This is a genomic window from Georgenia sp. TF02-10 (assembly GCF_022759505.1).
Classification (GTDB): domain Bacteria; phylum Actinomycetota; class Actinomycetes; order Actinomycetales; family Actinomycetaceae; genus TF02-10.
In genome coordinates, this window is sequence record NZ_CP094289.1 from 2,289,557 (window position 1) to 2,302,001 (window position 12,445).

The 12,445-nt window shown below is 77.3% G+C and carries 9 protein-coding genes and 1 riboswitch; of the genes, 3 read left to right on the top strand and 6 right to left on the bottom strand.

Annotated elements, in window-relative coordinates; translation table 11 throughout:
* Window positions 1-50: 50 nt before the first annotated feature.
* The 5 genes from MF406_RS10300 to MF406_RS10320 form a co-directional block, all read right to left on the bottom strand.
* On the bottom strand, window positions 51-3,029 hold the full coding sequence (locus MF406_RS10300; protein WP_256463887.1) for a beta-eliminating lyase-related protein: 2,979 nt from the start codon (window positions 3,027-3,029) through the stop codon (window positions 51-53).
* On the bottom strand, window positions 3,026-3,409 hold the full coding sequence (gene gcvH, locus MF406_RS10305; RefSeq protein WP_242892840.1) for a glycine cleavage system protein GcvH: 384 nt from the start codon (window positions 3,407-3,409) through the stop codon (window positions 3,026-3,028). Before gcvH ends, MF406_RS10300 begins: the two co-directional genes overlap by 4 nt.
* Complete coding sequence (gcvT, locus tag MF406_RS10310; protein WP_242892843.1) at window positions 3,406-4,572, bottom strand: glycine cleavage system aminomethyltransferase GcvT; 1,167 nt, start codon at window positions 4,570-4,572, stop codon at window positions 3,406-3,408. Before gcvT ends, gcvH begins: the two co-directional genes overlap by 4 nt.
* A gap of 129 nt (window positions 4,573-4,701) precedes the next feature.
* Window positions 4,702-4,788, bottom strand: a riboswitch (glycine riboswitch).
* A gap of 158 nt (window positions 4,789-4,946) precedes the next feature.
* Entirely contained in the window at window positions 4,947-5,333 is a 387-nt protein-coding gene (locus MF406_RS10315) for a universal stress protein (protein ID WP_242892845.1), read from the bottom strand.
* Between the two features lie 222 nt (window positions 5,334-5,555).
* Window positions 5,556-6,797 carry a DUF4192 domain-containing protein gene (locus MF406_RS10320; RefSeq protein WP_242892847.1) on the bottom strand — a complete coding sequence of 414 codons (1,242 nt, stop codon included), beginning with the start codon at window positions 6,795-6,797 and terminating at the stop codon, window positions 5,556-5,558.
* Between the two features lie 288 nt (window positions 6,798-7,085).
* On the opposite strand from MF406_RS10320, the gene MF406_RS10325 reads away from it, so the two are divergent.
* Window positions 7,086-8,165 carry a polyprenyl synthetase family protein gene (locus MF406_RS10325; RefSeq protein ID WP_242892860.1) on the top strand — a complete coding sequence of 360 codons (1,080 nt, stop codon included), beginning with the start codon at window positions 7,086-7,088 and terminating at the stop codon, window positions 8,163-8,165.
* Window positions 8,166-8,219: 54 nt separating this feature from the next.
* Here MF406_RS10325 and MF406_RS10330 read toward each other — a convergent pair whose 3' ends face one another.
* Window positions 8,220-8,609 (bottom strand): Rv2175c family DNA-binding protein, encoded by a 390-nt coding sequence (locus MF406_RS10330; RefSeq protein ID WP_242892861.1) that lies wholly within the window; start codon window positions 8,607-8,609, stop codon window positions 8,220-8,222.
* A 160-nt stretch (window positions 8,610-8,769) separates the two neighbouring features.
* On the opposite strand from MF406_RS10330, the gene MF406_RS10335 reads away from it, so the two are divergent.
* Window positions 8,770-10,242, top strand: coding sequence for a LysM peptidoglycan-binding domain-containing protein (locus tag MF406_RS10335; protein ID WP_242892879.1), 1,473 nt, complete (start codon window positions 8,770-8,772; stop codon window positions 10,240-10,242).
* Window positions 10,243-10,476: 234 nt separating this feature from the next.
* A complete protein-coding gene (gene pknB / locus MF406_RS10340; protein ID WP_371744465.1) occupies window positions 10,477-12,399 on the top strand; it encodes a Stk1 family PASTA domain-containing Ser/Thr kinase in 1,923 nt (640 codons plus the stop codon).
* Window positions 12,400-12,445 lie beyond the last annotated feature (46 nt).

The window sequence follows — 12,445 nt, forward strand, 5'->3', positions numbered from 1 at the left end:
GACCGACGCCCGCGCCGACCGGCCGCGCGCCCGGCCGCGCCGATCGTCCCTCAGCGCACCGGCTCGTAGGCCTCCATCGGCGGGCACGCGCAGACCAGGTTCCGGTCCCCGTAGGCGCCGTCGACCCGCCGCACCGGCGGCCAGTACTTGTCCGCCAGCAGCCCGGGCACCGGGTAGACCGCCTCGGCGCGGGTGTACGGGTGGTCCCACTCCTCGGTGAGCGACCGGGCCGTGTGCGGGGCGCCGACCAGCGGGTTGTCCTCCCGCGGCCACTCCCCCGCCCCCACCTTCGCCGCCTCGGCGGCGATCGCCACCATCGCCTCGCAGAACCGGTCCAGCTCGGCCAGGTCCTCGCTCTCGGTCGGCTCGACCATGAGCGTGCCCGCGACGGGGAAGCTCATGGTCGGGGCGTGGAAGCCGTAGTCGATGAGCCGCTTGGCGACGTCGTCCACGGTGATCCCGGTGGCGGCGCGCAGCGGGCGCAGGTCCAGCACGCACTCGTGGGCCACGTACCCGCCCGGGCCGCGGTAGAGCACCGGGAAGTGCGGGTCCAGCCGGGCGGCGACGTAGTTCGCCGCGAGCACCGCCGCGCCGGTGGCCCGGCGCAGCCCCGTCCCGCCCATCAGGGCGATGTAGGCCCAGCTGATCGGCAGGATCGACGGCGACCCGTACGCCGCCGCGGCGACCGCCCCGTCCCGCCGCCCGCCGGGCAGCGCCGTCGGGTGCCCGGGCAGGAACGGCGCGAGGTGGGCGCGGGCCGCGACCGGCCCGACGCCCGGCCCGCCGCCGCCGTGCGGGATGCAGAAGGTCTTGTGCAGGTTCAGGTGCGAGACGTCCCCGCCGAACGCCCCGGGCCGGGCGTGCCCGAGGAGCGCGTTGAGGTTGGCGCCGTCGATGTAGACCTGCCCGCCGGCGTCGTGCACCGCCGCGCACACCCGCCCGACGTGCTCCTCGTAGACCCCGTGGGTGGAGGGGTAGGTGATCATGATCGCCGCCAGGTCCGCGGCGTGCTCGGCCACCCGGCGGTCCAGGTCGGCCAGGTCCACGTTGCCGTTCTCGTCGGTGGCGACGACGACGACCCGCAGCCCGGCGAGCACCGCAGAGGCGGCGTTGGTGCCGTGCGCCGAGGCGGGGATGAGGCAGACGTCCCGGTGGCCCTCCCCGCGGCTGGCGTGGTACCCGCGGATCGCGAGCAGCCCGGCCAGCTCGCCCTGGGAGCCCGCGTTGGGCTGCAGGCTCACCGCGTCGTAGCCGGTCGCGGCGGCCAGCCACCCGGCCAGGTCGCCGACCAGGGCCTGGTAGCCGGCCACGTCGGCGGCGGGCGCGAAGGGGTGGATGCGGGCGAACTCGGGCCAGGTGACGGCGGCCATCTCCACCGCGGCGTTGAGCTTCATCGTGCACGAGCCCAGCGGGATCATCCCGCGGTCGAGGGCGTAGTCCTTGTCGGCGAGCCGGCGCAGGTAGCGCATCATCGCGGTCTCGGTGCGGTGGCTGGTGAAGACCGGGTGGGTCAGGTAGGCGGTGGTGCGCCGCAGGTCCGCGGGCAGCGCCGGGAGGCCGCCATCCGGTCCGACGGCGTCCGGGTCGGTGCGGCCGACGGCGTCGGGGCGGGTTGCGTCCGGGCCCACGGCGTCCGAGCCTCCATCGCTCGGGCGGGTTGCGCCCGCGTCGACGGCGGCCCCGCCCGCCGGGTCGCCGTCGTCCGCCTCCGCGCCCACGGCCGTGAGCACCGCGGCGGCCAGGGTCGCCACCGTCTCCGGCGTCGTGGTCTCGTCGGTGGAGATCCGCACCTGGTCGGCGTCCTCGACCCAGACGGTGATGTCCCGGGCCAGCGCCGCGGCGGCGACGGCCTCCGCCCGGCCGGGGACGGCCAGCTCGAGGGTGTCGAAGAACGTGGCGTGCACCGGCTCGACCCCGCCGGCCCGCAGCGCGTCGGCGAGCGCGACGGCCCGCCCGTGCACCTGCTCGGCGATCGAGCGGAGCCCGTCCGGGCCGTGGTAGACCGCGTACATCGCGGCCATCACGGCGAGCAGCACCTGGGCGGTGCAGATGTTGGAGGTGGCCTTCTCCCGGCGGATGTGCTGCTCCCGGGTCTGCAGGGCCAGCCGCAGCGCGCGCTCGCCGTCGGCGTCCCGGGAGACCCCGACGAGCCGGCCGGGCAGCTGGCGGGTGAGGCCCTCGCGGACGGCGAGGTACCCCGCGTGCGGGCCGCCGAAGCCCATCGGCACCCCGAAGCGCTGGGTGGTGCCCACGGCGATGTCCGCGCCGTACTCCCCCGGCCCGGCTAGCACGGTGCAGGCGAGGAGGTCGGCGGCGACGACGACCAGGGCGCCGGCGTCGTGCGCGGCCGCGGTCAGCCGCTCCAGGGCGGCCCGGTCCGGCACCCGGCCGGACGCGCCCGGGACCTGGACCAGCACCCCGAAGACGCCGTCGAGGTCGGGCTCGGCCAGCAGGTCGGTGACCTCCAGCTCGATCCCGACCGGCGCGGCCCGGGTCTCCAGCACCGCGCGGGTCTGCCGGAAGGTGTCGGCGTCGACGAGGAAGCGGTTGCCCGCGCCGCGCGCCGCGCGGCGGGCCAGCAGCATCCCCTCGGCGGCCGCGGTGGCCTCGTCGAGCATGGAGGACCCGGCCACCGCCAGCCCGGTGAGGTCGATGACCATCGTCTGGAAGTTCAGCAGCGCCTCCAGCCGGCCCTGGGAGATCTCCGGCTGGTAGGGGGTGTAGGCGGTGTACCAGGCGGGGTTCTCCAGGACGTTGCGCTGGATCACCGGCGGGGTGTGGGTGTCGTAGTAGCCCTGCCCGATCATCGAGGTGCGCACGGTGTTGTGGCCGGCCAGGGCCCGCAGCCGGGCCAGCACGGTGGCCTCGTCGGCGGGCTCGGGCAGCCCGGCCGGGACGGTGTCCTCCCGGATGCTGGCCGGCAGGGCGGCGTCGAGCAGCGCGGGCAGGGACTCCGCGCCGACGGCGGCCAGCATCTGGCGCTGGTCCGCTTCGGTGGTCCCGACGTGCCGGTCGGCGAAGCTCCTCACGCGTCCTGCCCCTCCACCAGCGCGGTGTAACCGGCGGCGTCCAGCAGCCCGGCCGGCTCGCCGGCCAGCCGCATCCGGTACAGCCAGCCGGCGCCGTAGGGGTCGGCGCCGATGCCCTCGGGGCTCGCCACGGCGGCCTCGTTGTGCCCGAGGACCTCCCCGTCCGCGGGCGCGACGAGGTCCGAGACCGACTTGGTGGACTCGATCTCCCCGCACGCCTCCCCCGCGCTGAGCGTGCGGCCGACCTCGGGCAGCTCGACGTAGACCACGTCGCCCAGCGCCTCGGCGGCGTAGCTGGTGATGCCCACGGTGGCCACGTCGTTCTCGACGGCGACCCACTCGTGGTCGGTGGTGTAGCGGCGGTCGGTGGGGTGGCTCATCGGTTCTCCTCGGGCGGGGCGGCGGCGGGGCTGGGCTGCCGGTCGGATGGGGCGGGCGGTCGGGCGGGGCGGCGGTAGAAGGGTAGGTCGACGACGGTCATCGGCTGGCGCGTGCCGCGCACGTCGGCCGCCAGGACGGTGCCGACGGCGGCCGCGGCGGGGTCGACGTGGGCGAGCGCGACGGGGTGGGCCAGGGTGGGCGAAAGGACGCCGGAGGTCACCGTGCCCACCTGGGCGTCGCCGTCGTGCAGGATGGCGCCGGCGCGGGCGGCCCGCCGGCCGGTGCCGGCCAGCCCGACCAGGGCGGTGCGGGCCGGCTCCTCCGCGCGGCGGGCGAGGGCGTCCCGGCCGACGAAGTCGTGGTCGAGGTCCACCAGGCGGCCCAGGCCGACGTCGTAGGGGGTGGTGGCGGTGGTGAGCTCGTGGCCGTACAGCGGCATGCCGGCCTCCAGGCGGAGGGTGTCCCGGGCGGCCAGCCCGCAGGGCTGCACCCCGGCGGCGCGGCCGGCCTCGAGCAGCGCCCGCCACAGCCCGACGGCGGAGGACGCCGGCACGGACAGCTCGTAGCCGACCTCGCCGGTGTAGCCGGTGCGGGCGAGCAGCACCGGGGTGCCGGCGACGGTGGCGGTGGTGACGCGGTAGTACCGCAGGGCGGGGACGTCGGCGTCGGTGAGGGCGGCGAGCACGCCGGGGGCGGCCGGGCCCTGCAGGGCGATGAGCGCGCGGGCCTCGGTCCGGTCGGCCACGTGCACGCCGGCCCGGGCGCCGTCGGCGGTGGCGCGGCCGGTGACCTCGTCGAGCACCCGGAGCCGGTTGGCGGCGTTGGCGACGATGAGGAACTCCGCCTCGGCGAGGCGGTAGACGATGAGGTCGTCCAGGATGCCGCCGTCGGCGTCGGTGAGCAGGGAGTACCGGGCCCGGCCGACCGGCAGGGTCGAGCTGACGGTGACCAGGGCCCGGTCCAGGGCGGCCGCGGCGCCCGGGCCGCTGACCTCGATCTGGCCCATGTGCGAGAGGTCGAACAGGCCGGCCCGCTCCCGCACGGCGGCGTGCTCGGCCAGGTCGGAGGTGTAGCGCAGCGGCATCGACCAGCCGGCGAAGGTGGTCATGGTGGCGCCGAGGGCGACGTGCTCGGCGTGCAGGGCGGTGGTCGCGGGGGCCATCAGGAGCTCCGGGGTCGGGACGCGGGCGTCGGTGGACCGTTCGCCCCCTCTGTCACTGGCACCTGAGAGCTTCGGCCCGGCGGGGCCTTGCACCGTGGGCGAGGCCGGTGGCCTGCATTCCAGAGTGGCCTGGCCGTCGCGGTCCGGGGACCTGAGAGATTCCGGGGGTGGTTGCTCCTTCGGTGCGCCGCGTCGGCGCTCTCCCGCGGCGGCTCGTCGCGGCCGGTATGCAGTTGGGTTCGGCGCGCCTCGGCGGGCGCGTCCGTCGGCACGGTACCACCCGCCTCGGCGGGCCGGTCGGCGCGGGCGCCACCCTGGCCTCGGCGGTCCGGGCCGGCCGGCGCGGGTCCCGCGCGGCCGGGGGCGGGACGACGTCAGGACTGGACGGGCTTGACGGCCAGGACGGGGCAGGCGGCGTCGAGCAGGATCCGCTGGGCGTTGGAGCCCAGGATCAGCTTGCCGACCGGGGACCGGCGGCGCAGCCCGATGACGAGCAGGTCCGCCGACGTCTCGGTGACCACGCCGAGGAGCTCCTCGGCGACGTCCTTGCCGCGGCGCAGCCGCACCTCGTAGGCGAGGTCGGCGGCGTCCAGGCGGTCCCGCAGGGCGTCGGCCTGGGCGTCCAGGGTCGTGTCGTCCTCCCCGGGCCGGGCGGAGAGCACGACCACCAGCCGCGTCCCGCGCCGGCGGGCCTCCTCCACCGCCGCGTCGAGGGCCGCCTCGCCCTCGTTGGTCCCGAGGTAGCCGACGACGACAGACATCCGCACTCCGTTCCCGGGCCAGGGCCCGCGCGTAAGGTGGCTGCGACGGTACCCGATCCGGGCGCGGGACCCGCGCGCGTCCGTGGCCCCACCCGTCGGCGGCCGTCAGCGCCGCGTCCAGGGCCGACGGTTCCGGGCGCAGCTACCTCTCCGACCTCCACGGAGTCACCGGAGCCCGTCCCCGCGGGGTCACCGGGCCGTCGGCATCCCGCCGCCGCCGGGTCAGCGCCGGTACCAGGGCGGGGAGATGGCGTGGCTGAGCGCATCGACGACGATCTCGGCGAGGATGTGCCCCGGCTCCTCGGCGAGGGCCTGCTTGGCGTAGACCTGGGCCCGGGTACCGTCCAGCCCCCACCAGGCGAGGAAGGCCAGCAGCCCGAGCGGCGGGCCGGCCGCCCCCTCCGCCGCATGCGCGGCGACCGCGGCGACGAGGGTGGTGGCGCCGTCCAGCGCGCCGCGGTGCTCGGGCTCCGGAGCAGCGTCGAACACCGCGTCGGCGGCCTCCGGGTCGAGGAGTGCCACGCTCGAGCGGCGGTTGCTGTCCACGACGCTGGTGAGGACGGCGTCGCGGACCACCTTGTCCTCCAGGAACGCCAGCAGCCGGCCGAGGGTGGCCGGGTCGGGGGTGGCCGGGCCGGTGGACATGCCCCGGTGGTGCTTCCGGTGCCCGGGCCGGCGGTCGCCGCGCCGACCGCCCGGCGGCCGGTCGGACGGCGCGGCGTCCCGGTCGCTCGGCCGGCCGGTCAGGGCGGTGTCCCAGAGCCGCGCCCCCTCCTCCCGCCACGCGCGCAGCGGCGTCTGGTCCCGTGCCGGCCGCGCGCCGGGGACCCCGAAGGCCGCCCCGCGCACCATCGGCGCGCCACCGGCCCGGGCCCGCGCCGCCACGCCCCGGGCACGCTCGGCCGCCGCCGCGCGCTCTGCCTCGGCCCGGGCCTCCGCGTCGCGGGTGCGGGTGAGCGCCAGGTGCGCACGGCTCGGGAGGGCGGTGTACCCGGCCAGGACCAGGTCGGCGGCGAGGGCGCTGCTCTCCAGCTCGGCGGCCGGCCGTCCGGCCGACGGGCAGCATTCGCACGGCTCGAGGTGGGCGTACCCGCCGGGCGTGACGAGCCAGGTGGTGAACGGTCGAACCAGCGAGGTGGCCTCTTCGAGGGCCGCCAGCGCGGCGCGGACCGTCGGGTTCGTGCGCGCGGCGGGGACGGTGCCGTCGGCATAGAAGACCGCGAGGAGGGAGTCGGCGCCGTCCTCCTGCATGTGCCGGACGAGACTGGCGGCGAAGGCCCGTCCGCCCCGAGCCTCGGTGAGGTCGATGGTGTCGGTCCGGGCGATCATGCCGCCGGTCTGGGTCCGGCCCTTGCCACGCAGGGCGAGCAGGACGACCGAGCGTTCGGGGTGGAACCCCAGCCGGTAGGGCAGGTGAGCGATGAGGTCGCGCGGGTCGGAGGCGCGCAGCACGGTGGTGTCCATGGCTCATGGCACCGCTGGTTCGGCGCGGGCCACCCGCGCCGCCCACAGGCACCACGCAACGCGCAGGAGCGCCGCCGGAGCTGTGGACGGCGGGCGGCTGTGGACGGTCGGCCCGGGGCGGCTGGTCGACCGCGCAGGGCCGACGGGGCCCGGGCGAGCTGCAGAGGCCGCCGTGCGGCCGGCGAGCTGCCGGAACGGCCGGGTGCCCCGCAGGGGCCGCCGGACGTGCCGAGCGAGCTGCGGAGGGTCGGCCGGGGGCCGCCGCGTGCTGCGGGTTAGGGTCGAGCCATGCCGACCGCCCCGCTCGCCGACCTCTGCGACCGGGTCGCCGCCCGGGTCCAGGCCGCCCTCTCCGAGCTGTCCGAGACGTTCGGCGACGTCGACGGGCCGCTGGCCGAGTTCGTCCAGCCCGCCCGGGACCTCCTCTCCGGCGGCAAGCGGCTGCGGGCGCAGCTGTGCGCGGCGGGCTGGCTGGCGGCCGACGCCGCCGAGTACGGCGAGCCGGTCGTGCTCGCCGGGTCCGCGCTCGAGCTCTTCCAGGCCACCGCCCTCGTGCACGACGACGTCATCGACGACTCGCTCACCCGCCGGGGAATGCCCGCCGCGCACCGGCACTTCGCCGCCCAGCACGCCGAGCGATCCTGGCTCGGCAGCCCGGAGTCCTACGGGCAGGCCGCCGCGATCGTGCTGGGCGACCTGCTGCTCGGCGCCTCGGCGATGGAGCTCGAGCGCGCCCGGGACCTGGTGCCCGCCGCGGCCGCCCGCCGCGCCCGGGACATCTACGACGTCATGACCTCCCAGGTGGCGCTCGGCCAGTACCTCGACATCCGCGCCCAGGACATCCCGTGGGGCGAGGTCGAGCGGCCCATCGACGACGCCCTGACCGTCATCCGGCACAAGTCCGCGAGCTACTCGGTCCAGCACCCGCTCACGCTCGGCGCCGCGCTGGGCGGCGCGGACCAGCAGGTCCTGGACCTGCTGGCCGCCGTCGGCGGCCCCCTCGGCGTGGCGTTCCAGCTCCGCGACGACGAGCTCGGGGTCTTCGGGGACCCGGGCCTGACGGGCAAGCCCGCCGGCGACGACCTGCGCGAGGGCAAGCGCACCGTGCTCCTCGCGCTGGCCCTCGAGCGGGCCGACGACCAGGGGCGGGCCCGGCTGCGCCAGGTCGGCAGCCCCCACCTGGGGCCGACGGACATGACCGAGCTGCAGGACCTCATCCTCGGCACCGGCGCGGTCGCCGCCCACGAGGAGCTCATCCAGGCCTACCGCGAGCAGGCCCTGTCGACCCTGGACGGGTCCGCACTGCCCCCCGCGGCCGTCGCCGTCCTCGGCCAGCTCGCCGACGCCCTCACCCGGCGGCACGCGTAGACCGGCCGTAGGCCCGTCCCAACGGGCCGAGCCAGAACGCCAGCCCGGCCGGGGTCAGAACGCGAGCGTCTGGGCGACCCTCCGGACGGCGTGGGTGCGGCCGGCCTGCAGCGCCTGCAGGGGCGTGCTGCCCAGCTCCTCGTCGACGGTGTAGAGCCAGCGGTAGCTCTCCTCGTCGTCGAACCCGTTGTCGGCGAGGAGCGTGAGCGTGCCGCGCAGCGTCGGGAGCGGGCCGGGCGCCTGCTCGTCCCCGCCCTGGAGGAGCTCGACCGGCACGGCCGGGGCGCCGTCGGGCCCGTGCGGCACGGAGAGGAGGCGGTGGTCCCGCAGCATCGCCCGGACGTCGCGCTGCCGGACGCCGAGCAGGTCGGCCACCTCCGGCACCGAGAGCCACCGGGCGGGCTGCTCGTCGGGACGTGGCGGGTCGGCGGAGGGACTGCTCACCGGGGAACCATAACGATCGGGACACGGACGGTCTTGTTGGCACACCACATGTGTCGCTACTGTCACGTTCGTTAACACAGGCCACGGCCGCACGCTGCTGGAACGTCCGATCCGCTCGGGGGACGTGTCGGGCGGGTGCCGGCAGGACAATGGAGGACCGATGACGGCCAAGCGCCGCTCCCGCACCGCAGCACGCACCCCCGGACGCGCCGGCGTCGGGCTCGCCCTGGCCGCCACGACCGCCGTCGGCGTGGTCATGCCGGCGCACGCCGCCCAGGCGGTCAACGGGCCGGCGGTGGTCCACCGCCCGCCGAGCGCGGCGCCGACCGTCCGCCCCGCCATGACGCCGACGATGACCTACCAGGTCCAGGCCGGGGACACGGTGACCCACATCGCCGCCCGCACCGGGTCCAGCGTCGCCGCCATCGCCCGGGCGAACGGGCTGGACTCCCGGGCGCTCATCCGGGTGGGCCAGATGCTGCGGATCCCCTCCCCCGCCACCGCGAGCACCGCCGCGCCGGCCGCCCCGGCGCCGTCGGCCGGCGTGCACACCGTCAAGGCCGGGGAGACGGTCTGGGGGATCGCCCGGCAGCACGGCACCACCGTCGCCGCCATCGTCGCGGCCAACTCCCTGGGCTCCCCGGACCGGATCTACGTCGGCCAGCAGCTCCGCCTCACCGGCGGCGGCACCCCGGCCGCCCCGGCGCCCACGGCCAGCCCGGCCGCGGCGCCGGCCGCCACCTCCTCGTCGGCGGCCGGCGTGCACACGGTCAAGGCCGGGGAGACGGTCTGGGGGATCGCCCGGCAGCACGGCACCACCGTTGCCGCCATCGTCGCGGCGAACTCCCTGGGGTCCCCGGACCGGATCTACGTCGGCCAGCAGCTGCGCCTCGGCGGCGGCGCCCCGGCTCCGACGGCCGCCCCGGCCCAGTCCCCCGCGCCCGCACCCGCGCCGGCCGCCGTCTCGGGCAGCTACACCGTACGGCCCGGCGACACCGTCTCCGCGCTGGCCCGCTCCTGGGGCACCTCGGTGGCCGCCGTCGTCGCGGCCAACAACCTCAGCGCCTCGGCCCTGATCTACGTCGGCCAGCAGCTCACCATCCCGGGCGCCCCGGCGCCGAGCACCGCCGCCAAGCCGGCCACCGACCAGCTCGTGCCCAGCACCTTCCTCGGCCGCACCTACCCCGAGGCCACCGTCGGCGCGGCGAACGCGAACAAGGCCACCCTGCTCGCCGTGGGCGTGCCCTCGCGCGAGCAGATGCAGGCCCTGGTGGTCCAGGTGGCCCGGCAGATGGGCGTCGACCCCGCGCTCGCCCAGGCCCACGCCTACATCGAGTCCGGCTTCAACCACGCCTCGGTCTCCCCGGCCAACGCCATCGGCACGATGCAGGTCATCCCGTCCTCGGGCGAGTGGGCCTCCCAGCTGGTCGGCCGCAAGCTCAACCTGCTCGACCCGCACGACAACGTCGTGGCCGGGGTGGCGATCATCCGTCAGCTCGTGCGCACCTCCCCCGACCTCGACACCGCCATCGCGAGCTACTACCAGGGCGCCGGCTCGGTCCAGCGCAACGGCCTGTACGAGGACACCAAGCGGTACGTGGCGACGGTGCGGGGGCACATGGCCCGCTTCTGAGCCGGTCCCTCCGGATTCGCGAGAACGGCCCGCGGGCACGACCCGCGGGCCGTTGCCGTCGGTGGCGGGACGCGGTCGTGAGCCGGACGGCTGAGCACGCGCTCGTTGCCCTGGCCGACGGCGCCCGGGCCCCTCATCCCGGCCCGGCCCGCCCCGGCGGGCCCCGTCATCCCGGCCCGCCCCGCCCGGCGAGCCCACCGCTCCCGGCCGGCCCGCCCAGCTAGGCTCGCGCCCGTGGACGCCACCACCCTCGACCCGATGATCGGCCGTCTCATCGACGACCGGTACCAGGTCGACGCCCGCATCGCCCGCGGCGGGATGGCCACCGTCTACCGCGCCACCGACCGGCGCCTGGAGCGCACGGTGGCGGTGAAGGTCATGCACCCCCACCTGGCCGAGAGCGCGGAGTTCGTGGCCCGGTTCCGCCGGGAGGCCCGGGCCGCGGCCCGGCTCACGCACCCGGCCGTCGTCGCCGTCCACGACCAGGGCACCACCGGCGACGCCAGCTACCTGGCGATGGAGTACGTCGACGGGCCGAACCTGCGGGACGTGCTGCGCCAGCGGGGCGCGCTGCCGCTCGGGGAGGCGCTGAGCATCGCCGGGCAGGTCCTCGACGCCCTGGCCGCGGCCCACCGGGCCGGGCTGGTCCACCGGGACGTGAAGCCGGAGAACGTGCTCCTCACCGCCGACGGGCGGCCCAAGGTCGCCGACTTCGGGCTGGCCCGGGCGGTCACCGAGGCGACCGCGGCCACCACCGGCACCGTGCTCGGCACCGTCGCCTACCTCGCCCCGGAGATCGTCACCCAGGGCCGCGCCGACCCGCGCGCGGACGTCTACGCCGTCGGCGTCCTCCTCTACGAGCTCATCACCGGCCGGCAGCCGTTCACCGGCGAGGCGCCGATCCAGGTGGCCTTCCAGCACGTCAACGCCCGCATCCCGGCCCCGTCGACGGCGGTGGCCTGGGTCCCGGCCGAGGTGGACGAGCTGGTCGGGGCGCTGACCGCCAAGGAGCTGGACGAGCGCCCGCGCGACGCCGCCGCCGCCCTCGTCCTGCTGCGCCGGTGCGCCGCCGCGCTGGACCCCGCCACGCTCGCCCGCCGGGCGGACGCGGCGCCGGCCGCCGGCACCGGGGACCTGCAGCCCGTCCCGGCGATGGCCGGCGGCGCGGGCGAGACCGAGGCGGTCGAGGTCCGCCACGGCACCGTCGCCCTGCCGATCGGGGCCATCTCCCCCGCCGAGCCCCCGGCCCCGCCGGCCCGGCGCCGGCGCCGCACCTGGCCCCGGCTGCTCGCGCTGCTGGCCGTGCTGGTCGTCCTGGTCGGCGGCGGTGCGCTGTGGTGGTTCGAGGTCGGCCCCGGCGCCCGGGTCGCCGTCCCGGCCGTGGCCGGGGAGGCGGAGGACGACGCCGTCGCCGCCGTCCGCGCCGCGGGTCTGGAGCCCGACGTCACCCGCAGCCACCACGACGACGTCCCCGCCGGCGTCGTCATCGCCGCCGACCCGGCCGACGGCGAGGCCGCCAAGGGCAGCACCGTGGAGCTGTCCGTCTCCCTCGGCATCCTCGAGCTGGAGGTCCCCGCGCTGGTCGACGGCACCCGTGAGGACGCCGTGGCCGCGCTGGCCGCGACCGGCCTGCCGCTCGGCGAGGTCACCGAGGAGTTCCACGCCACCGCGCCGGCCGGCACGGTGCTCGCCGCCACGCCCGCGCCGGGCGAGGTGGTCCCGCACACCACCCCGGTGTCGCTCGTGGTGTCCAAGGGCCGGGAGCCGGTGGACCTGCCCGACGTCACCGGGGAGCCGCGCGCCGACGCCGCCGCCGCCCTCGAGGCGGCCGGCCTGGCGGTGGGCGACCTCACCGAGGAGCACTCCGACACGGTGCCCGAGGGCGCGATCGTCCGGCAGTCCCCGGCCGCCGGGTCGGAGCAGCTCTACCGCGGGGACGCCGTGGACCTGGTGATCTCCCTCGGCCCGGAGCTGGTCGCGGTGCCCGACGTCGTGGGCCAGCAGGTGCAGGCCGCCCGGCAGGCGCTGGAGGGCGCCGGCTTCCGGGTGGAGGTGCAGGAGGTCCTCGGCGGCTTCTTCGGCACCGTCCGGGCGCAGGACCCCGCCGGCGGCGGGCAGGTCCCACGCGGCAGCGTCATCACGCTGACGGTGGTGTAGGGGCGCGGCCGGGGGCGGCGGCTGTGCCCCGGGCGCGCTCCCCGGG

What these genes read in the sequence shown, in the direction of transcription:
- MF406_RS10335 (WP_242892879.1), top strand. Translation starts at nt 8,770, where the DNA reads ATGACGGCCAAGCGCCGCTCCCGCACCGCAGCACGCACCCCCGGACGC.
- MF406_RS10325 (WP_242892860.1), top strand. Translation starts at nt 7,086, where the DNA reads ATGCCGACCGCCCCGCTCGCCGACCTCTGCGACCGGGTCGCCGCCCGG.
- MF406_RS10315 (WP_242892845.1), bottom strand. Translation starts at nt 5,333, where the DNA reads ATGTCTGTCGTCGTCGGCTACCTCGGGACCAACGAGGGCGAGGCGGCC.
- gcvT (WP_242892843.1), bottom strand. Translation starts at nt 4,572, where the DNA reads ATGGCCCCCGCGACCACCGCCCTGCACGCCGAGCACGTCGCCCTCGGC.
- gcvH (WP_242892840.1), bottom strand. Translation starts at nt 3,409, where the DNA reads ATGAGCCACCCCACCGACCGCCGCTACACCACCGACCACGAGTGGGTC.
- MF406_RS10320 (WP_242892847.1), bottom strand. Translation starts at nt 6,797, where the DNA reads ATGGACACCACCGTGCTGCGCGCCTCCGACCCGCGCGACCTCATCGCT.